A 20,807-nucleotide genomic window follows, 5' to 3' on the forward strand; every position below is an offset into this window, starting at 1 on the left:
GCCAATGACCGATTACAGCAAACTCATCGATGCCGAGACCTGGGCCTTCATCGAGCGCACCAACGCCTATTATCCGCCCGATACCATCGACTACACCATTGTCCAGCAGCGTGAGATCTACGATCGCATGTGCCGGGAATTCTTCGCCGGCTATCCCGAGGGCGTGTCGGCCGAGACGACGGCAATCACGGCGCCAGCTCACGACGTGCCTATCCGCATCTACCGCCTGGCCGGCAAGGCGCCGGAAGCGGTGGTGCTCTATTTCCATGGCGGCGGCTTCATCCTCGGTGGGCTCGACAGCCATGACGATGTCTGTGCCGAGCTGTGTGGCCGCACCGGCTACGACGTCGTGTCGGTCGACTACCGGCTGGCGCCCGAGCACCGGCATCCGGCCGCTTTCGATGACGCCATGGCAGCCTTCGAATGGGCTACGGCCAAATACAGCCAGCCAATCGTGCTCGCCGGCGACAGCGCCGGCGGCAACATTGCCGCCGCCGTCAGCCACGCGACGCGCGGCCACAAGCGTCGTCCGGTCGGGCAAGTGTTGGTCTACCCGGGCCTTGGCGGCGATCGCGCACGCGGTTCCTACGTCGTTCACGCCGAGGCGCCGATGCTGACCATGCGCGACCTCGAATTCTACAAGGACATCCGCACCGGTGGCGAGGACCGCACCGGCGACATCACCCTGTCGCCGCTGGCCGATGCCGACTTCGCCAATTTGCCGCCGACAGTCGTCGTCACGGCCGAATGCGACCCGCTGTCGTCTGATGGTGAGGCCTATGGCGAACGCATTGTTGCCGCTGGCGGCAAGGCCTTCTGGCATGAGGAGCCGGGGTTGGTGCACGGCTACCTGCGCGCTCGCAACACCGTCGGCCGCGCCCGGGCAAGTTTCACGCGCATCGTCGATGCTGTGGCGGCGCTGGGGCGCGGTGAGTGGGTATGGTGATTGGCTTCCTTCTCCCCGTTCACGGGGAGAAGGTGCCGGCAAGCGGATGAGGGGCGGCGCCACTTCCTCAAACGTGGAGCTGCCCTTCACCCAACCGCTGCGCGGCCACCCTCTCCCCGTGAATGGGGAGAGGGAAGGGCGTCCGCTTCAATTCCCAGCGCTTGCCATCCTGCGTCCGCCGATCGCCTTTTCCAGCCAGCCGATCTCCATCTCAGGCACCGACGACAGCAGCAGGTCGGTGTAGGCGTCGAAGGGCGGCTTCAGCACTTCGGATTTCGGCCCGTAGCGGACCACTTCGCCGCGATACATGACGGCGATGGAGTCGGCGATCGACTTCACCGTCGCCAGATCGTGGGTGATGAACAGATAGGCGACGCCTTCCTCGGCCTGTAGCCCGAGCAGCAGCTTGAGGATGCCGTTGGCGACCAGCGGGTCGAGGGCGCTCGTCACCTCGTCGCAGATGATCAGTCTCGGTTTGGCGGCAAGCGCACGGGCGATACAGACGCGTTGTTTCTGGCCGCCGGAGAGCTCGGCCGGGTAGCGATCGATGAAACCGCGCCCCATCTCGATCTTGTCGAGCAGTTCGGCGACCTTGGCATCACGCTCCTTGCCGCCCATGCCGAAATAGAACTCCAGCGGACGGCCGATGATGGTGCCCACGGTTTGGCGTGGGTTCATCGCCACGTCGGCCATCTGGTAGATCATCTGCAACTCGCGCAGGTCGTCGCGGCTGCGGTCGGCGAGACGGTTGCCGAGTGCGCGCCCGGCAAAGGTGATGCTGCCTTCCTCGGGCGGCAAAAGGCCTGTTATGGCGCGCGCCAGGGTCGACTTGCCCGAGCCGGATTCGCCGACGACGGCGAGCGTCTGGCCGGGCAGGATGTCGACCGAGACGTTCTTCAGCACCTTGATCTTGCCGCCGCCATAGGCGGCCGTCACGTTCCTGACCGACAGGAAGGGGGAAGCGCCCGGCTTCTTTTCCTCGTGCGCGATCTCGTGCACCGAGACCAGCGCCGAGGTGTATTCCTGGCGCGGCTCCTTGATGATCTGCTGCGTGCCGCCCCATTCGACCAGCTTGCCGTGGCGCAGCACCATGATCTCGTCCGAGACCTGGGCGACGACGGCAAGGTCGTGGCTGATGTAGAGAGCGGCGACACCGGTATCGCGGATCGCCTCCTTGATGGCGGCAAGCACGTCGATCTGGGTGGTTACGTCGAGCGCCGTTGTCGGCTCGTCGAAGACGATCAGGTCAGGCTCGGAGCACAGCGCCATGGCGGTCATGACGCGCTGCAACTGGCCGCCCGAGACCTGGTGGGGGAAGCGCTTGCCGATGTTTTCCGGATCGGGAAGGCTGAGCTTCTTGAACAGCGCAACCGCGCGCCGCTCGGCCTCTGCCCGGCTCGACACCCCGTGCAGGATCGAGGCTTCGACCACCTGGTCCATCAGGCGATGCGCCGGGTTGAAGGCCGCCGCCGCCGACTGCGCGACATAACAGACCTCGCGCCCGCGCAAAGCGCGGATGCCTTGCGTGCCGCCCTTGCGGATGTCGCGGCCGTTGAGGATGATCTCGCCGCCGGTGATCTTCACGCCGCCGCGGCCATAAGCCATGGACGACAGGCCGATCGTCGATTTGCCGGCGCCGGATTCGCCGATCAGGCCGAGCACCTTGCCCTTTTCGAGCGTCAGCGACACGTCGTGCACCAGCGTGATGGTGCGTGGCGCTTCGCCGGGCGGGTAGACCTTGGCCTCGATCCTGAGGTCGCGGATGTCGAGCAACGGCCCGGAACCGTTCGCAGGTGCCTTAGCCATTGCCGCGTCCTCCCTTGAGATCGGTGGTGCGATTGAGCACCCAGTCGGCGACGAGATTGACCGAGATGGCAAGCGCTGCGATCGCGGCGGCCGGTATCAGGGCTGCCGGGATGCCAAAGACGATGCCGTCCTTGTTTTCCTTGACCATGCCACCCCAGTCGGCATCCGGAGGTTGCACGCCGAGACCGAGGAAGGACAGTGCCGACAGGAACAGCACGGCATAGATGAAGCGCAGGCCGAGTTCGGAAATCAGCGGTGACAGCGCGTTGGGCAATATCTCGCGGAAAATGATCCAGCCCTTGCCTTCGCCGCGCAGCTTGGCTGCCTCGACGAAATCCATGACGTTGATGTCGACGGCCACCGCCCGCGACAGGCGGTAGACACGGGTGGCGTCGAGGATGCCCATGACCAGGATCAGCGTCACCAATGTCGATGGTAGCACCGACAGCACGACGAGGGCGAAGATCAGCGTCGGGATCGCCATCAACAGATCGACGAAGCGCGACATGCCGGTGTCGAACCAGCCGCCGACGACGGCGGCTGTGAAGCCGAGGATCGCGCCCAGCGAAAACGACAATGCCGTCGCCATCACGGCGATGAAGATCGTCGTGCGCGCGCCGAAGATCATGCGCGAGAGCAGGTCGCGGCCAAGATTGTCGGTGCCGAGCAGGAACTGCGACGACATCGGGGCCCAGACGTCGCCGACGATCTCGCCCAGGCCGTAAGGTGCGATCAGCGGCGCGAAGATCGCCGCAATCAGGAACAGTGCGGTCAGCACCAGCCCGATCGCGGCGCCAAGGGGAATACGTTTAAGGTCAAGCATGGCGCGCCCTCATTTCGGATGCCTGAGGCGCGGATTGGCCACTATGGCGGCAATGTCGGCGATGATGTTGAGGCCGATATAGACGGCCGCGAAGATCAGCCCGACCGCCTGCACCACCGGCACGTCGCGCTTGGCGACATGGTCGACCAGGTATTGGCCCATGCCGGGATAGACGAAGATCACCTCGATGACGACGACGCCGACGATGAGGAAGGCGAGGTTGAGCATGACGACGTTGATCACAGGGGCGATCGCGTTGGGGAAGGCGTGCTTGCGGATGATCTCGAAGGGCGACAGGCCCTTGAGTTCGGCGGTCTCGATGTAAGCCGACTGCATGACGTTGAGGATAGCCGCCCGCGTCATGCGCATCATGTGGGCGAGCACCACCAGAGTGAGTGCGGTCGCCGGCAGTGCGATGGCCTTCATGCGTTCGAGGAACGGCATGCCGTCATAAACGGTGGAGATACCCGGGAAGATCTGCCACTTCACGGCAAAGAAATAGACGAGCAGGTAGCCGACGAAGAACTCCGGCAGCGAGGTCGAGGCCAGCGCCAGGCCGGAAATGGTCTTGTCGATCCAGCCATTGCGGTAGCGCACGGCGAGCAGGCCGAGGATGATGGCCAACGGGATCGACACGATCGCCGCCCAGAAGGCAAGAAACAGCGTGTTCCACAGCCGCCCGCCGATGGCGGTTGCGATGTCCTGCCGGCTCGACAGGGCCGTGCCGAGGTCGCCGGTCAAGACGCCGCCGAGCCAGCGGAAATACCTGACATAGGCAGGCGCGTTGAGGCCGAGCTCCTCGCGCAGATTGGCGAGCGCCTGCGGCGTGGCCGACTGGCCGAGAATGGATTGGGCGACGTCGCCGGGCAGGATCTGGGTGCCGGCGAAGATCAGGACCGAAACGGCCAGAAGCAGGAGAAGGCCCAGCGCAATGCGCTGGGCGATCAGTTTCAGGATCGGATTGGACATGCGCTCAATGCCCTATCAGGCGTTGAGCCAGCACTTGGACAGTGCGTAGCCGCCCATCATCTCCTGGTTGCCGTCATCGACCCAGCCGCCGACCTTGCCGCTGGTGGCATCGATGAAGTCGTTGAACATCGGCGTGATGACGCCGCCTTCGTCGCGCACGATCTGGCCCATGTCGGCATAGATCTTCTTGCGCTTCTCCGGATCGAGTTCCGAACGCGCGGCAAACAGCATCTTGTCGAAGTCCTCGCGCTGGAAGCGCGTGTCGTTCCACTCGGCTTTCGAATAATAGGCGGTCGAGTACATCTGGTCCTGGGTTGGACGCCCGCCCCAGTAGGAGGCCGAGAAGGGCTGCTTGTTCCAGACTTCCGACCAGTAGCCGTCGCCGGGTTCGCGCTTGACTTCGAGCGTGATGCCGGCCTTGGCGGCACTCTGCTGGTAGAGCTGGGCGGCGTCGACAGCACCTGGGAAGGCGACGTCGGAGGTGCGCAGCAGCACCGAGCCGGAGTGGCCCGACTTCTTGTAGTGGAAGGCGGCCTTGTCGGGATCGAACTTGCGCTGCTCCATTTCGGTGAACAGCGGATAGGCCTTGTTGATCGGCGTGTCGTTGCCGACCGAGCCGTAGCCCATCAGGATCTTCTGCAGCATCTCCTCGCGGTCGAGCGCGTATTTCAGCGCCAGCCGGAGATCGTTGTTGTCGAAGGGCGCGGTGTTGCAATGGGCGATGAAGACGTAGTGGCCGCGGCCGGCGACGTTGCGGATGACGACGCCCGGAACGCGTTTGATCAGTTCGACGATCTTCGGCTCGACGCGGTTGATGATGTCGACCTGGCCACCCTGCAATGCAGAGGTGCGAGCCGTGGCGTCGTTGATGACGATGATCTCGATCTGGTCGGCGAAGCCGCGGTCGTCGCGCCAGTAGTTGGCGAACTTCTCGCCACCGAGGCGCACGCCGGCCTCGTTGACGGTGATCTTGTAGGGGCCGGTGCCGATGCCGGCGTCGGGCTTGTCCTTGCCGCCATTGGGCTGGATCATCAGATGGTAGTCGTCGAGCAGGAATGGCAGGTCGGCGTTGGCGTCCTTGAGTTCGAAGACGACGTTCTGGCCGTCGGCCTTGACCGAGGCGATGCCGCCCATCAGGCCGAGCGCGCCGGACTTCGCCTTCTCGTCGGAGTGGCGCTCGATGGTGGCGACGACGTCAGCCGGCGTCATCTCCTGGCCGTTGTGGAACTGCACGCCCTTGCGGATCTTGAAGGTCCAGGTCTTGGCGTCGTCGGACGCGCCCCACTCCTCGGCCAGTGCCGGCTTGGGCTCGCCCTCGGGCGAGATCTGCACCAGTTGCTCGCCCCACTGGCGGCCGAAGAAATAAGGCACCTGGCTCGACCAGGATGCCGGGTCGAGGCTGTCTGTGGCCGCACCGCCCTGCATGCCGGCGCGCAGGATGCCGCCTTTCACAGGACCTTCGGCCTTGGCGGCACTGGAAAGCAGCGTGTTTGCGAAGGCTGCGGAAACACCAAGGGCTGCGGCGCGACCCAGAAAGTCGCGCCGGCTCAACTTGCCTTTTGCGACTCGGCGGCTCAGATATTCCAGTTCATTTGACATTGGAAAGGCTCCTCACTCTGGCGGTCGTTATTGCTCGACTTCTGGTGGCAATATTGACCGTAACGTAAGGGCATCGGCAAGGCCGAATGCGACATCGAGTGGCGCATTCGCCATGTCGCATTCGGAACAGTCGTTCTGAACGTCAGATGTGGTCGCGCGCGACGATTTCGCTGAAATTGCGCTCGAAGACCAGAATCTCACCCTCATAGGCTTCGATGCGGCCGGTGAGATGGAAATTCTCACCCTCCGAACGCATGGTGGTGAAGGTTTCGGTCCTGACCGACCAGTTGTCGCGTTTCAGCGTCTGGGTCCAATGGGTCTCGCCATGGGCCGCGAGCGGGTCTGCGGGATCGATGCTCCAGGCTTCGCGGGCGACCTCGCCGACGGCCAGTCCATGGTCGAGATCGCGGGTCTCGCCGAAGTCGTCGACGATGCGGAGCGTGACCTTGCCGTCGGCACGTTCGACCTTGCGGAGGTGGCTGTCCTCGCGCAGCGTTTCGATCTGCCAGGGGGTAGCGCCCTCCGGTTCCTCGAACGTCCACTCGTCGCCTTCGCCAGAGGCACGTACAGGCAGCTCGATCGCACCACCATGGATCGTCAGCGTCACCTCTTCCGGTGATGGCCAGACCAGCGGCCAATAGGTCGAAGAGATGGAGACGCGCAGCCGGTTACCTGCAGCGACGCGGTAGGCGATGTCGTCGAGCTTGAAGGCGATCTCCATCGTCTCGCCTGGTACGACTGCCTCAGGGAGTTCGTGGCTGTTGCGGTGGCAGAGGTTGAGTACGCCATAGGTGATGCGCGTCGAAGCACCGTCGGGCTGGACGTCGCACAGGCGCACGGCGACCATCGCGCGCCGGCGGTCGGCCGCAAGCTTCAGCCGGATGACCGGGCTGCCGACGATGTCGAGCGGGGCGTCGAGCGCAGCGCCGTCGAAGCAGGCCGACTTGGCGTCGTCGGCGCGCTGGTCGCCCGGCAGTTCCGGTCCGAGCCAGATGGCGCAATATTCGCCGCCATCCATGCCGCAATCCTGCGGCGAGGTGATCGACACGGCTGGTTCCAGCTTGCCACCCTCGGCAAGCGTGCCGTTGGCGCCGAGCGCCAGGATCCTGGTGGCGATGTCAGGCGAGGGCCACTGCGGCTCGGCGATCCAGCGACCCTGGCGTTCAAGATACCATTCGCGCGGCGGCTCGGAGTCCATGACGTAAAGCCGCATCGCCGGATCGTCCTCGACGCCGGTTTCCTTGCCCTTGAGCCAGTGGTCCCACCAGCGCAAAGCCTCCTGCAGGAAGCCGATGGCCGGCTTCGGTACGGCAAAATGCGGATATTTGTGCACCCACGGTCCGGCGATGCCCTTGACCGGCGCCTTGAGGTTGCTGACCAGGCGTGAGACGGTGTTCTTGTAAGAGTCGCCCCAGCCGCCGACGGCGAGCACGGCAGCCTTGATTGCCGAATAGTTCTCGTTGACCGAGCCGCGCTTCCAGTAGGCGTCGCGACGTTGGTGCTTCAGCCAAAGGGCAGGCAGGAACGGCTCGTGCTCCAGCCGGTCGAGCCACATATCGCGCCAGGCATCGCCGACCAGCGCTGGATCCGGCGGCCTGGAGGAATAGGACAGCATGGTTGCGCCCCAGCCCATGTTTTCGTTGAGCAGCAGGCCGCCCTTGTAGTGGATGTCGTCGGCGTAGCGGTCGTCGGTCGAGCACAAAGTGATGACCGCCTTCAGTGCCTTGGGCTGGAGGGCGGCGACTTGCAGGCCGTTGAAGCCGCCCCAGGAGATGCCCATCATGCCGACCTTGCCGTTGCACCATGGCTGGGCGGCCGCCCAGGCGATGACGTCGCAGGCGTCCTGCCACTCCTGGTCGGAGTATTCGTCGTCCATCAGTCCTTCGGAATCGCCGTTGCCGCGCATGTCGACGCGGATCGAGGCATAGCCGTGGCCGGCGAAATAGGGATGGGTCAGGCAATCGCGCGTCGTCGTGCCGTCGCGCTTGCGGTAGGGCAGGTGCTCGAGGATGGCGGGCACCGGGTCCTGGTCGGCATCGGCCGGCATCCATACCCGCGCGGAAAGCCTGACACCATCGGGCATGACGATGCCCATGTCGGGAAACTCGACGATGTCGCGCGGAAATTCGGTGATGGTTTTCATGCTTGGCTCCCTGCGACGTCGCTACGGCGCCCCGCGTTCTGCGACGCGCAAAGGAACGCTGTGGCGATTAAGTCTGTGCATGATCCTTGGCCGAAAATCGACCTCGATTTTCGGGGTCATGCACTTGGCAGGGTGCCAAACGCAAGGGGTGTTGCATGAGCCCGAGAGCGGATGTCTCTGGCCTGTCCGCGTCAGTTCAGCGGAATGTCGTTGTCGGCCTTGCTCTCCTGGTAGGTCTCCGACATCTCGTCGTAGCGCTTGGAGATTGTTGCGACGCGCTCCTCCAGCCGTTTGCGGTCGGCCTCGGGCAGTTCGCGCACCAGCTTGCGCAGCGAAAAGCTCTTCCAGTAGGCGTTTTCGGCGTTGTACCCGCCCGGCTCCAAGGTGAAGACCTCTTTCAGGATCTTCAGATCGTGCGGGATGGCGAAGTTGTCCCGCGAATCCTCGTGGCTGAAGAGATAGTAGAAATTGTCGAAGCCGGCCCAGGTGATAGCCGACAGGCACAGCGAGCAGGGCTCGTGGGTCGACAGGAAGATCAGATCCTTGGTGTCGGCGCGGGTCGCCTTGGGCATTTCATAGAAACGCTTCAGGCAGTGCATCTCGCCGTGCCAGAGCGGGTTTTCGAGCTCGTTGTTGGTCTCGGCGATGACGAGCGAGCGGTCGTCCTTGGCAAGCAGTGCGGCACCGAACAGCTTGTTGCCCTTCTTCACGCCTTCGGCGGTCTTGGGCACGATGTCGTGTTCGATGACGTCGAAGAGGCGTTCGATGAGCGAGAGTTCGGCCATATGTCAGAAGCCTTCCGGAAGGGTGATTTCGTAAGGATGCGAGAAATGGAACTCTTCGAGATTGGGGCCGGTGCCGCCGCGGTCGACGACGACAAAATCCTGGCTTTCACCGATCGGCGTCAGCACGCCGTGCCAGAGATTGCGGGGATAGTTGACGCCCTGGCCGGGCGCCGTGATGAAGGCGTGCGGCTCGCCCGGGCCGTCGCCGACGTCGTGGCAGACGACGACGAGATAGGGGCGTGGGGTGAGCGGGATGAAGGCCTGGCTGCCGAACGGGTGGCGCTCGACCATCGAAAGCTTCAAGGGGAAGTCGTAGGGCGTTCCCTTGAAGATGTTGATGATGACGTGGCCCTCGGGACCGGCCGCCTCGGCACGGGCGAGCGCATGGTAGCGCTCGCATTTGCCTGAGTTGATCGGGTAGTGCGTGTCGCAGTTGGTGTCGATCACCTCGCCGAATTCGGCGAAGTTCTCCCGCGTCAGCGGCTTGGCGACGATCCGCTTCATCTCACCCGACATGGCTTTGGTCCTCAGCGGCGGCGTGTGGCGTTGAAGGCGCCGAGCTGCATGTGGCGGTTGACGTCTTTGTAGAGCAGGTAGCGGAACTTGCCCGGGCCGCCGGCATAACACGCCTGCGGGCAGAAAGCGCGCAGCCACATGAAGTCACCGGCCTCGACCTCGACCCAGTCGTTGTTGAGCCGGTAGACCGCCTTGCCTTCGAGCACGTAGAGACCGTGCTCCATGACATGGGTTTCCGGGAAGGGAATGATGCCGCCCGGCTCGAAGGTGACCACAGTGACATGCATGTCGTGGCGCAGGTCGTTGGGGTCGACGAAGCGTGTGGTCGCCCAGGCGCCGTTGGTGTCGGGCATCGGGTTGGGCGCGATGTCGTTGTCGTTGAGGAAGAGCGGATCGGGCGCGTCGAGGCCGTCGACATATTCGTAGGCCTTGCGGATCCAGTGGAACCGCGTGGTTTCCGAACCGGCATTGCGCATCGTCCAGCCGCTCGCCGGAGGCAAATAGGCATAGCCGCCCGGCGTCAGCACATGGCTCTTGCCCGCAATCGTGACCGTCACTTCGCCTTCGACGACGAAGAACACGCCCTCGGCGCCCGCGTCCGGCTCCGGCCTATCGCTGCCGCCACCAGGCTGCACTTCCATGATGTATTGCGAGAAGGTCTCGGCGAAGCCCGACAGCGGGCGGGCGATCACCCACGCGCGCGCCTTGTCCCAGTGCGGCAGGAAGCTGGTGACGATGTCCGAAAACTCGCGCTTCGGAATCACTGCATAGGCTTCGGTGAAGACGGCGCGATCGGTGATCAGATCCGTCTGGGGAGGCAAGCCGCCTTTCGGCGCGTAGTAGGAGCGTTTTGTCATGGTTTCTGACGGGGGTCTCAGCGGGGAAGGAGGTCGTGAAGTCGATACCAGGCGATACGTTCCACCTGCTTGCAGGCAGTCAGGAATTCCTGGTCGCGGTTGTTGGCGATGCGGGTCTCGAATGCCTTGAGGATGCTTGCCTTGTCATTGTCGCGCACGGCGATGATGAAGGGGAAGCCGAACTTCTCGACATAGGTGGTGTTGAGCGCGGTGAAGCGGGCGCGCTCGGCGTCGGTCAGCGCGTCGAGACCGGCGGAGGCCTGCTCCTTCGTCGACTCCTCGGTCAGGCGCTTGGCCTGGGCCAACTTGCCGGCAAGGTCGGGGTGGGCGGTCAAAACACCGAGCCGCTCCGACTCGCTCGCCGAGCGGAAGGCGCGGGAGAGTGCGTTGTGCAGGCCGCCGGCGCTGTCGTGCGCCGGGCCGAGCTCGAATTCGAAAGCGCGCTCGGCGATCCAGGGCGAATGCTCGAAGATCGAGCCGAAGCGCTGGACGAACTCGTCGCGGCCCATGCGCGAGGGACGCAGCGCCTGCGGCTTGTAGGGATGGGTGTCGCGCCAGTGCTGGGCGATGTCTTGGCGGCGGGCCAGCCAGACCTTGTCGTGACCCTGTACATATTCGATGAAGCGGCGCAGCGCCTCGGCGCGGCCGGGACGGCCGACGAGGCGGCAGTGCAGGCCGATGCTCATCATGCGCGGACGCCCGGCGGCACCTTCGCGATACAGCGTGTCGAAGCTGTCCTTGAGGTAGGCGTAGAACTGGTCGCCCGAATTGAAGCCTTGGGCTGTGGCAAAACGCATGTCGTTGGCGTCGAGCGTGTAGGGGATCACCAGCTGCGGGGCGATCGCGTTGCCGTGGCCGTCATGGTCGAGCCAGTAGGGCAGCTCGTCGTCATAGGTGTCGGAAATCCACTCGAAGCCGCCTTCGGCAGCGGCGAGCCGCACCGAATAGACCGAGGTGCGGCCGAGATAGAGGCCCTTGGGACGTTCGCCGACGACTTCGGTATGCAGACGGATCGCTTCGATCAGGTCGGCACGTTCGTCGGCTTCCGCATGATCGCGATAGTCGATCCAGCGCAGGCCGTGAGAGGCAATTTCCCAATCGGCATCCTGCATCGCCGCGACATGGTCGGGAGAGCGGGCAAGGGCGGTCGCTACGCCATAGACGGTCACCGGCACATTGGCTTCGGTGAACATGCGGTGGAGCCGCCAGAAGCCGGCACGGGCGCCATATTCGTAGATCGATTCCATGTTCCAGTGGCGCTTGCCCGGCCATTGGGCCGCGCCGACCACTTCCGACAGGAACGCTTCCGAAGCGGCGTCGCCGTGCAGGATGTTGTTTTCGCCGCCCTCTTCGTAGTTGACCACGAACTGCACGCAAACATTCGCGTTGCCAGGCCATTGCGGGTGGGGTGGGTTTGCGCCGTAGCCGCGCATATCTCTTACGTAACGCATGTTCCCTCAAAACCGGATTCTTGCCGGGCACTTGAGCAGAATAACGAAAGGTGCGTCAGACATTCCCTCGAAAAATTTTGAAAGTCTTTTTGTAGTGCTCTGCTCGACCGCACCTTATGCAATGGCCTTAAATGGCGCAAAATCTATGATGATGGCGTTCAGCGCCAATAGGGAGACCGAATGACAAAGGCCGAAGGCGGACGCCTCACAACCCATGTCCTTGATACTGCGACCGGAAAGCCTGCCGAAGGCCTGGTGGTTTCGCTGTTCCGGATCGACGGCGACGCACGCACGCTGCTGAAGACGGTCGCGACCAATTCCGACGGACGCTGCGATGCGCCGCTTCTGGCCGGCGACGAGTTCCGGGCCGGGGAGTACGAGTTGATCTTCGCTGCCGGCGATTATCTCCGTGGCCTGGGCACCGAGCTGCCGAAGCCGGCTTTCCTCGACATCGTGCCGATCCGCTTTGGCATGGCCGAGCCGACGCATTATCATGTGCCGCTGCTGATTTCCCCCTTCGGCTATTCCACCTATCGGGGCAGTTGAGCCATGACGATGGTCAAGACACGCAATCACATCCGCTTCATCCTCAATGGCGAGGACATCAAGCTTTCCGACGTCGCTCCAGACGCTACACTGCTCGACTATCTCCGCCTGCAGCGTTCGCTGCGCGGCACCAAGGAGGGCTGCGCCGAAGGCGACTGCGGCGCCTGCACGGTGCTGGTCGGCCGGCTCTCCGGCGGCAAGCTCACCTATGAAAGCGTCAATGCCTGCATTCGCTTCATGGGCTCGCTCGACGGCTGCCATGTCGTGACTGTCGAACATCTCGCCGGCGGCGGCGACCGGCTGCACCCGGTTCAGCAGGCGATGGTCGATTTCCACGGCTCGCAATGCGGGTTCTGCACGCCAGGCTTCGTCATGTCGCTCTATGGCCTGTGGATGAAATCGCCGGAGCCTTCCGACGCCGAGATCGAGAAGTCGCTGCAGGGCAATCTCTGCCGCTGCACCGGCTACGAGGCGATCATGCGCGCAGCACGCGCCATTTCCGACTATGGCAAGGTCGCTAAGGATCCGCTGCTGGTCGAGCGCAAGGCGATCACCGCACGGCTCGAAGCCTTCCGCGACGGCGTCCGCGTCGAGGTCGGCGAAGGCAAGGACCGCTTCGTCATCCCGGCAACTGTCGACGATCTCGCCGCCGTGCTCGAAGCAGAGCCGACAGCGACCGTGGTCGCCGGCTCGACCGATGTCGGCCTCTGGGTCACCAAGCATATGCGCAAGATCGCGCCAGTCGTCTTCATCGCCAACATCGAGGGCCTGCAGGGCCTGTCACATGACAGGGGCGTCATCACGATCGGCGCCGGCGTCACCTATACCGAAGCCTTCGAGACGCTGTCGAAGCACATTCCGGCGCTTGGCCCGCTGATCGACCGCATCGGCGGCGAGCAGGTGCGCAACATGGGCACCATTGGCGGCAACATCGCCAATGGCTCGCCGATCGGTGACACGCCGCCGCCCTTGATCGCGTTGGGCGCGACGCTCACGCTGCGCAAGGGCAAGACACGGCGGACGATTTCGCTGCAGGACTTCTTCATCGCCTACGGCAAGCAGGACCGCGCGCCGGGCGAGTTCGTCGAGGCCGTGCATGTGCCGGTGCCGTCGAAGGGCGTCCATTTCGCCGTCCACAAGATCGCCAAGCGCCGGGACGAGGACATCACCGCAACACTCGGCGCCTTCTGGCTGAGCCTTGCCAAGGATGGCACCGTCGCCGAAGCCCGCATCGCCTATGGCGGCATGGCGGCGACCCCGAAGCGCGCCAGCTCGGTCGAGGCGGCACTCGTCGGCCAGCCCTGGACCGAAGCAACGGTGGAAGCAGCTATGGCCAAATACGCCGAGGACTTCACGCCGCTGACCGATATGCGCGCCACCGCCGAATACCGCGCGCTGGCGGCGAGGAACCTGCTGTTGCGTTTCTACATGGAGACGACAGACACCAAGGCGCCGTTGACGGTGTCGAGATACGAGGCTGCGTGACATGACCCAGCATCAACCGAACCTCAAGGCCGCCAAGATCTCCGGCGGCGTCCACACCGACCAGCGCCACGACTCCGCCCACAAGCACGTCGCCGGCGAGGCGATCTACATCGACGACATGCCGGAACCGGCAGGCACGCTGCATATCGGCCTCGGCCTGTCCAATGTCGCCCATGGCACGCTGAAGTCGGTCGACCTCGCGGCTGTTCGCGCGGCGCCCGGCGTCGTTGACGTGCTGACCTATGCCGACGTGCCCGGCGAGAACGACGTGTCGCCGAGTGGCATGCATGACGACCCGGTCCTGGCCGAGGGCAAAGTCCAGTTCCATGGCCAGCCGATCTTCGCCGTCGTTGCCACGACCCGAGAGCAGGCCCGCCAGGCGGCGCGCCTTGCCAAGATCGAGTATGAAGAGTTGCCGGCGATCCTCGGTATCTGGGACCTCGATCCCGAGAACGACAAGCAGGTGACGACGCCGCTGACGCTCAATCGCGGCGACGCGGCAGCGGCGATAGCCGCTGCTCCGCGCCGGGTGAAGGGGCGGATGAAGCTCGGCGGCCAGGACCATTTCTATCTCGAAGGTCAGGTCTCGCTCGCGGTGCCCGGCGAGGACGACGAGGTAACTGTCTATTGCTCGACGCAGGGACCGAGCGAGACCCAGCATCTCGTTTCCCATGTGCTCGGCGTTCCGAGCCATGCAGTCCAGGTGGAAGTGCGGCGCATGGGCGGCGGCTTCGGCGGCAAGGAAACCCAGGCCAACCAGTGTGCTGCGATCGCCGCGATCGCCGCCAAGAAGCACAAGCGCGCCGTCAAGGTCCGTCTCGACCGTGACGAGGACATGACCGCCACCGGCAAACGCCACGACTTCGCCATCGACTACGAGGTCGGCTTCGACGATGAGGGCCGCATCCTCGGCGTCGACTACATGTTCGCGCTCAATGCCGGCTTCTCGGCCGATCTGTCGGGTCCGGTGGGCGACCGTGCGCTGTTTCACTGCGACAACGCCTATTTCTATCCCAACGTGCATGCCAAGTCGGCGCCGCTCTACACCAATACGGTGTCGAATACGGCGTTTCGCGGCTTCGGCGGCCCGCAGGGCATGGTCGGCGCCGAGCGCGTCATCGACGAGGTCGCCTTTGCCGTCGGCAAGGACTCGCTCGAAATCCGCAAGCTGAATTTCTACGATCCGATGGGCACGCCGGGCGAGCGCAACCTCACGCCCTACCACCAGAAGGTCGAGGACTGCATCATCCAGCGCATCGTCGCCGAGCTCGAGGACAGCGCGCAATATGCCCGCCGCCGCCGCGAGATCGCGGCGTTCAACGCCAACAGCCGCTTCGTCAAGCGCGGTCTGGCGATGACGCCGGTCAAGTTCGGCATCTCTTTTACCAAGACCGAGTCAAACCAGGCCGGTGCCTTGGTGCATGTCTACTCCGACGGCTCGGTGCACATGAACCATGGCGGTACCGAGATGGGGCAGGGCCTGCATCTCAAGGTGGCGCAGGTGGTGGCGGAAGAGTTCCAGATCGACCTCGACCGGGTGAAGATCACCGCGACCACCACCGCCAAGGTGCCCAACACCGCACCCACGGCAGCATCGTCGGGCGCGGACCTCAACGGCATGGCGGCCCAGGATGCGGCGCGGCAGATCCGCAAGCGGCTGACGGACTTCGCCGCCGAGAAGTACCAGGTGCCGGCCGACCAGGTGGTGTTCCTGCCCAACCGCGTGCGCGTCGGCAATCAGGAGATTGCCTTCAACGACCTGGTCAAGCAGGCCTATCTCAACCGCATCCAGCTGTCGGCCGCCGGCCACTACAAGACGCCGAAGATCCATTGGGACCGCAGCAAGGGCAGGGGCCATGCCTTCTACTACTACGCCTATGGCGCGGCTTGCGCCGAGGTATCGGTCGACGTTTTGACCGGCGAATATGTCGTCGAGCGCGCCGACATCCTGCATGACGCCGGTCGTTCGCTGAACCGGGCCATCGATATCGGCCAAGTCGAGGGCGGCTTCATCCAGGGCATGGGCTGGTTGACCACCGAAGAGTTGTGGTGGGATGGCAAGGGTCGGCTGCGCACGCATGCGCCGTCGACCTACAAGATCCCGCTCGCTTCCGACCGGCCCAAGGTCTTCAACGTCGCGCTGACCGACTGGTCCGAGGCTTATGAACCGACGATCCATCGTTCGAAGGCCGTCGGCGAGCCGCCGCTGCCGCATGGCATGGCAGTGCTGCATGCGCTGTCGGATGCGGTGGCAAGTGTCGCCGACCACAAGATCTGTCCGCGCCTCGACGCTCCGGCGACGCCCGAGCGCGTGCTGATGGCGATCGAACGCCTCCGGGCCGAGGCGGCCCAGGCCAAGTGACCGCGACCGCCAAGAGCCTCCGGGCCTTCCTTGACGCAGCGCCTTCGGTGGCACTGGTCGAGGTGGCCGAGGCCAGGGGCTCGACCCCGCGCGAAAAAGGCGCGTGGATGCTGGTGTCGCCGCAGCGCATCTTCGGCACCATCGGCGGCGGTCAGCTGGAATTCATGGCGATCGATACCGCGCGTGCCATGCTGGCCGGTTCGTCCAAGCGCAGCACGGTCATGGAGCACGTCACCGGCGATCCCGTCCCGGCGCGCTATCTCGACCATACCAGTGAAACCAAGGACAGCCTTACGCTCGACATTCCACTCGGGCCGGAGATCGGCCAGTGCTGCGGCGGCCGCGTCGAGGTTGCCGTCAGGAACGTCGACGAAGCGATGCGCGCCGATCTGCTGGCCGGCGCCGAGGCATCCGACGCGGGACGTCCGCATGTCTATGTCTTCGGCGGCGGCCATGTCGGGCAGGCATTGGCATCGGCCTTCGCGCTCCTGCCGCTCAACGTCGTCGTCGTCGAGACCCGCGCCGACGCGCTCGAAGGCATGCCCGACAATGTCGTCACGCGGCTGACGCCGATGCCGGAAGAGATGGTTCGCGAAGCCCCCTCAGGCTCGGCCTTCGTCGTTCTGACCCACGACCACGCGCTCGACTTCCTGATCGTCGCCGAGGCATTGAAGCGCGATAACACCTGTTATGTCGGCATGATCGGCTCCAAGACCAAGAAGGCGACGTTCAGGAGCTGGTTTCTCAAGATCGCAGGTGGCAGCGACGAACAGTTCGCGGGGCTGATCTGTCCGATCGGCGGTGACGCGGTGAAAGACAAGCGTCCCGCCGTCATTGCGGCGCTCGCCGCAGCCGAGATCATGACCGCGCTTGTCAGGGCGAACTGACCGGCGTGGCGGCAACGAGGCTGGCGGCTATTCGCTTTCCTGGATGTGGGCTTCGAGGAACCACAGCGACTTGTCGAGCGTGCGCGAATAGGCAGTGAAGATATCGGCGGTATCGGCGTCGCCGGCCTCTCCAGTCTCGTCGATGGCCGTGCGCACGCTTTTCGCGGCGTCGGCATAGCGGTCGATCAGAGCTGCGATATGATCCTTGGTCTTGGAGATGTCGGTCGGATAGGGCTTCAGCTTGCTGGCCTCGACGACGACCTGCGAGGTGCCTAGGGCGGCACCGCCGAGCTGGGCGACGCGTTCGGCGATGGTGTCGACGTGTTCATCCAAATCCTTGCGGAAGCCGTCCAGCATCTCGTGGATGGCGATGAAGTGCGGCCCCTTGACGTTCCAGTGCGCCTGCTTGGTGATCAGCGCCAGGTCGATCGCATCGGCGAGCCGGGCGTTGAGAAGCTCGATCGAAACCTTCTTGGCGTTGGATTTGAGATCGTTGCGCGTCGGATGGGAAATCACGTGCCTGCTCCTTGATGGCTGGTCGCGCCGCCCGGCGACTGGCAGGCGGCTCACGCAGGCTACAACAGCCATATGACAGTTCGGTTCCGGGCTGGCCCAGTGGAAAATCAAGCTGATCCGGCGTTACGGGCGACGACTTCGAGATAGGCCGCCTGCAGTTCCAGGCGCACGGGAAGCCGTTGTTGTCCTGCCTCCGACAGCGGCTCGCCGAGATGGTCGGTGCGCAGCTCCTCCATGAAGCGCTCCCACATCTCAGGCCCACCCTTTTCCAGCAGTTCGGCGCGGATGCTGAGCTCTTCGCTGACCGGCAGCCATTTGCGGCCCCAGGCGGCGATCTGGGCGAAGACCGGCAGCAACTCTATCGCCATCTCGGTCAGGGAGTAGATCGCCTTCTGCTTGTGGCTGGGATCGTCGGCCTTGCTGATCAGCCCGTCGTCGAGCAGCCGACGCAGCCGGTCGGCGAGTATGTTGGAGGCGATGCCTTCCTCAGACTGCGTCAGCAACTCGCGAAAGTGCCGGCGATTGCCGAACATCATGTCACGCAGGACGATGAGGCTCCATTTGTCGCCGACCACCTCGAGGGTGAGGTTGATCGGACAGCCCGACCGATGCTGCTGGTTCATGCAAAGTGTCTCCAATAAACCAGTTGCAATATAAAATCAGTCTGCCTATTTTACAACCAGTTAGTAAATGCAATCAGTTTGGATCTCTTTCGGCCAGCGAGGAAGACATGAACGGCATTAACGGCATTTCAGGAATGGACCGCCGCACGATGATGAAGGGCGCAGCCCTTTCCGCGCTGCTGCTGCCCGCGCCGGCATCGGCGCAGCAGGAACAGTCAGCCGCGGCAAGCGCGACGATAACAGGATCAGGGAGCACGACGATAATGACAGGCAAGTTCACAACCGACCGCCTCGAGCGGATGCACAAGGTCATGGCGGGCCATGTCGAAAGCGGCGACGTGCCGGGCCTCGTCTGGGCGGTCAGTCGCGGCGGCGAGACCCATGTCGAGGCAGCGGGTGCGCTTGCGCTCGGCGGTACGGCGCCGATGCGCCGCGACAGCATCTTTCGCATCGCCTCGTTGACCAAGCCGGTCACCGCGGTCGCGGCAATGATCCTGGTCGAGGAATCCAGGCTGCGCCTCGACGACCCGGTCGACAGATGGCTGCCCGAGCTTGCCCACCGCAAGGTGCTCAAAGCCATCGACGGCCAGCTCACCGACACCGTTCCGGCCAGCCGGCCGATCACGCTGCGCGACCTGCTCACCCTGCGCTTCGGCGTCGGCGCGATCATGGTCTATCCCTTCGCCTATCCGGTGCAGCATGCGATGGCCGAAGCCGGCATCGCGCCAAGTGCCGACCTGTACCGCGGCTCGCCCGATGCCTTCATGAAGGCCGTCGGTTCCCTGCCGCTCGCGCATCAGCCGGGTAAGGGTTGGCTCTACCACACCGGCCTCGACGTCGCCGGCGTGCTTGTCGCGCGCGTGGTCGGCCAGCCTTTGTCCGCCTTCATGCAGGAGCGCATCTTCGGCCCGCTCGGCATGAAGGACACCGGCTTCCATGTGCCGGCCGAGAAGGTCGACAGGCTTGCTACCGCCTATTCCAGGGATTTCCAGAGCGGCAAGCTCGGCGTCTATGACGAGGCCAAGGGCGGGCTGTTCGCCAGACCGGCCATTTTCGAATCCGGTGGCGGCGGGCTTGTCTCTACGGCTGACGACTATCTCGCCTTCCAACGCATGATGCTCGGCAAGGGCAAGCTTGGCAGCCAGCGCATCCTGTCGCGCGCCTCGGTCGAGCTGATGACGTCAGACCAGCTCACCGACGAGCAGAAGGCGAGCGCTGCGATGTTCTTCAACGGCAATTCCGGCTGGGGGCTCGGCATGTCGGTCGCGCTCAAGCGCGACAATCTCTTTACGACGCCGGGAAGGTTCGGCTGGGACGGCGGCTATGGCACCTCTGCCTATGCCGACCCGGCCAATGACTTTGCCGGCATCCTGCTGTCCCAGAAGCTGATGGACTCGCCCGAGGCGCCCAAGCACTATGTCGACTTCTGGACCTCGGCCTACCAGGCGATCGAGGGATGAGGTGCCGGCCTAACGTCTTCGCCCGCCTCACTTGCCAGCAAGGATATCTTTGATCAGCTTGTGGCAGCGCTCCGCCATGAAGTCGAGCAGCAGCCGGACCTTCGGGTCCTGCAGCTTCTTGTGCGGATAGACGGCGGCAAACTGCACCGGCGTCGGCGGCGTCTGCGGCAGGATGATCTTCAGCCGCTGGTCGCGGATGAAGGGCTCTACCTCGAAGCGCGGCTTGTTGATGATGCCACGCCCGGCCAGCGCCCAGCCGGTCAGCACGTCGCCGTCGTCGGAATCGAACGGGCCGTGGACCTCGAACTTGGTCGGCCCGTTGGGCGTCTCCAACGTCCAGAAATATTCGCGTGAGCCGGGATAACGCAGCATCAGGCAGTCATGCTTCTTGCCGATCAGCTCATTGGCGCTTTCCGGTTCGCCGCGCTTTTCCAGATATTTGGGTGCTGCGACCAGCACCCGCTCGCATTCCATGATGCCGCGCATCCTGAGGCTGGAATCCTCGATCACGCCGAGTCGGAAGGCAACGTCGAGACCTTCCTTGAGGATATCGACATTGTGGTCCGAAAGCCTGAGCCTGACCTCGATGTCGGGATACTTGTCGTGGAATTCGGGAATGCCCGAGGCGACAAGCCGACGGCCCAGACCGAGCGGGGCGGTGACGCGGATGGTGCCGCGCGGCTGGCCGGAAAGCGCCGAGACGGCGGCTTCGGCTTCGGTGATCGCTTCCAGCACCTGCTTGGCGCCGGAATAGAACACGTTGCCGTGCTCGGTCGGCATCAACTGGCGCGTCGTGCGGTTGAACAGGCGCACGCCGAGGTGCTTCTCCAGCTCCTTGATGCGGTTGGAGGCGACCGCCGGCGAAATGCGCATATCACGGCCCGCGGCGGAGAGATTGCCGAGTTCCACGACGCGAACGAAGACCGCGATATTGTCGAGATATGCCATGCGAGACCGATGGTTCCATAGCCGGCTTGTGCCGTGCAGCGCTACGCTAGTATTTTCCAGATTTTTTTGAAAGTCATCGCGAATC

General features: G+C 64.1%; 18 protein-coding genes. 6 read left to right on the forward strand and 12 right to left on the reverse strand.

Going from position 1 to position 20,807, the window contains the following annotated elements; genetic code table 11:
• Window positions 1–4: 4 nt before the first annotated feature.
• Window positions 5–946, forward strand: a complete 942-nt coding sequence (locus tag N7E70_RS09230; protein ID WP_263006148.1) for an alpha/beta hydrolase — start codon at window positions 5–7, stop codon at window positions 944–946.
• Between the two features lie 147 nt (window positions 947–1,093).
• Here N7E70_RS09230 and N7E70_RS09235 read toward each other — a convergent pair whose 3' ends face one another.
• The 9 genes from N7E70_RS09235 to puuE all read right to left on the reverse strand — a co-directional run bounded on the left by N7E70_RS09235 (window position 1,094) and on the right by puuE (window position 11,895).
• Window positions 1,094–2,752, reverse strand: coding sequence for an ABC transporter ATP-binding protein (locus N7E70_RS09235; protein WP_154386407.1), 1,659 nt, complete (start codon window positions 2,750–2,752; stop codon window positions 1,094–1,096).
• The gene (locus N7E70_RS09240) at window positions 2,745–3,575 is read right to left on the reverse strand and encodes an ABC transporter permease (protein WP_067958014.1); all 831 of its coding nucleotides are present in this window, start codon (window positions 3,573–3,575) and stop codon (window positions 2,745–2,747) included. The genes N7E70_RS09235 and N7E70_RS09240 overlap by 8 nt, the downstream gene beginning before the upstream one ends.
• Window positions 3,576–3,584: 9 nt before the next feature.
• Complete coding sequence (locus tag N7E70_RS09245) at window positions 3,585–4,544, reverse strand: ABC transporter permease (protein ID WP_067958016.1); 960 nt, start codon at window positions 4,542–4,544, stop codon at window positions 3,585–3,587.
• A 15-nt stretch (window positions 4,545–4,559) separates the two neighbouring features.
• On the reverse strand, window positions 4,560–6,143 hold the full coding sequence (locus tag N7E70_RS09250) for an ABC transporter substrate-binding protein (RefSeq protein ID WP_263006149.1): 1,584 nt from the start codon (window positions 6,141–6,143) through the stop codon (window positions 4,560–4,562).
• Between the two features lie 142 nt (window positions 6,144–6,285).
• Complete coding sequence (locus tag N7E70_RS09255) at window positions 6,286–8,286, reverse strand: CocE/NonD family hydrolase (RefSeq protein WP_263006150.1); 2,001 nt, start codon at window positions 8,284–8,286, stop codon at window positions 6,286–6,288.
• Between the two features lie 191 nt (window positions 8,287–8,477).
• Window positions 8,478–9,071 (reverse strand): nucleoside deaminase, encoded by a 594-nt coding sequence (locus N7E70_RS09260; protein WP_263006151.1) that lies wholly within the window; start codon window positions 9,069–9,071, stop codon window positions 8,478–8,480.
• 3 nt (window positions 9,072–9,074) lie between these two features.
• The gene (locus N7E70_RS09265; protein WP_263006169.1) at window positions 9,075–9,575 is read right to left on the reverse strand and encodes an ureidoglycolate lyase; all 501 of its coding nucleotides are present in this window, start codon (window positions 9,573–9,575) and stop codon (window positions 9,075–9,077) included.
• Between the two features lie 23 nt (window positions 9,576–9,598).
• Window positions 9,599–10,444 carry a bifunctional allantoicase/(S)-ureidoglycine aminohydrolase gene (locus N7E70_RS09270; protein WP_263006152.1) on the reverse strand — a complete coding sequence of 282 codons (846 nt, stop codon included), beginning with the start codon at window positions 10,442–10,444 and terminating at the stop codon, window positions 9,599–9,601.
• Window positions 10,445–10,461: 17 nt separating this feature from the next.
• On the reverse strand, window positions 10,462–11,895 hold the full coding sequence (gene puuE / locus N7E70_RS09275; RefSeq protein ID WP_263006153.1) for an allantoinase PuuE: 1,434 nt from the start codon (window positions 11,893–11,895) through the stop codon (window positions 10,462–10,464).
• 180 nt (window positions 11,896–12,075) lie between these two features.
• On the opposite strand from puuE, the gene uraH reads away from it, so the two are divergent.
• The 4 genes from uraH to xdhC are packed head-to-tail and all read left to right on the forward strand — an operon-like array spanning window position 12,076 to window position 17,175.
• Entirely contained in the window at window positions 12,076–12,441 is a 366-nt protein-coding gene (uraH, locus tag N7E70_RS09280; RefSeq protein WP_067958031.1) for a hydroxyisourate hydrolase, read from the forward strand.
• Window positions 12,442–12,444: 3 nt separating this feature from the next.
• Window positions 12,445–13,926 carry a xanthine dehydrogenase small subunit gene (xdhA, locus tag N7E70_RS09285; protein WP_263006154.1) on the forward strand — a complete coding sequence of 494 codons (1,482 nt, stop codon included), beginning with the start codon at window positions 12,445–12,447 and terminating at the stop codon, window positions 13,924–13,926.
• A gap of 1 nt (window position 13,927) precedes the next feature.
• Window positions 13,928–16,288 (forward strand): xanthine dehydrogenase molybdopterin binding subunit, encoded by a 2,361-nt coding sequence (gene xdhB, locus N7E70_RS09290; protein ID WP_263006155.1) that lies wholly within the window; start codon window positions 13,928–13,930, stop codon window positions 16,286–16,288.
• Entirely contained in the window at window positions 16,285–17,175 is an 891-nt protein-coding gene (gene xdhC, locus N7E70_RS09295; protein WP_263006156.1) for a xanthine dehydrogenase accessory protein XdhC, read from the forward strand. Before xdhB ends, xdhC begins: the two co-directional genes overlap by 4 nt.
• Before the next feature lie 27 nt (window positions 17,176–17,202).
• On the opposite strand, the gene dps is transcribed toward xdhC, so the two are convergent.
• Window positions 17,203–17,691 (reverse strand): DNA starvation/stationary phase protection protein Dps, encoded by a 489-nt coding sequence (dps, locus tag N7E70_RS09300; protein ID WP_067958045.1) that lies wholly within the window; start codon window positions 17,689–17,691, stop codon window positions 17,203–17,205.
• Window positions 17,692–17,798: 107 nt separating this feature from the next.
• Window positions 17,799–18,314, reverse strand: coding sequence for a winged helix-turn-helix transcriptional regulator (locus N7E70_RS09305; RefSeq protein WP_192314614.1), 516 nt, complete (start codon window positions 18,312–18,314; stop codon window positions 17,799–17,801).
• A gap of 107 nt (window positions 18,315–18,421) precedes the next feature.
• On the opposite strand from N7E70_RS09305, the gene N7E70_RS09310 reads away from it, so the two are divergent.
• Window positions 18,422–19,774, forward strand: coding sequence for a serine hydrolase domain-containing protein (locus N7E70_RS09310; RefSeq protein WP_263006157.1), 1,353 nt, complete (start codon window positions 18,422–18,424; stop codon window positions 19,772–19,774).
• Window positions 19,775–19,801: 27 nt separating this feature from the next.
• On the opposite strand, the gene N7E70_RS09315 is transcribed toward N7E70_RS09310, so the two are convergent.
• The gene (locus tag N7E70_RS09315; protein ID WP_067958054.1) at window positions 19,802–20,722 is read right to left on the reverse strand and encodes a LysR family transcriptional regulator; all 921 of its coding nucleotides are present in this window, start codon (window positions 20,720–20,722) and stop codon (window positions 19,802–19,804) included.
• Between the last annotated feature and the right edge of the window lie 85 nt (window positions 20,723–20,807).

This window comes from Aminobacter sp. NyZ550 (genome assembly GCF_025628925.2).
Lineage (GTDB): Bacteria > Pseudomonadota > Alphaproteobacteria > Rhizobiales > Rhizobiaceae > Aminobacter > Aminobacter ciceronei.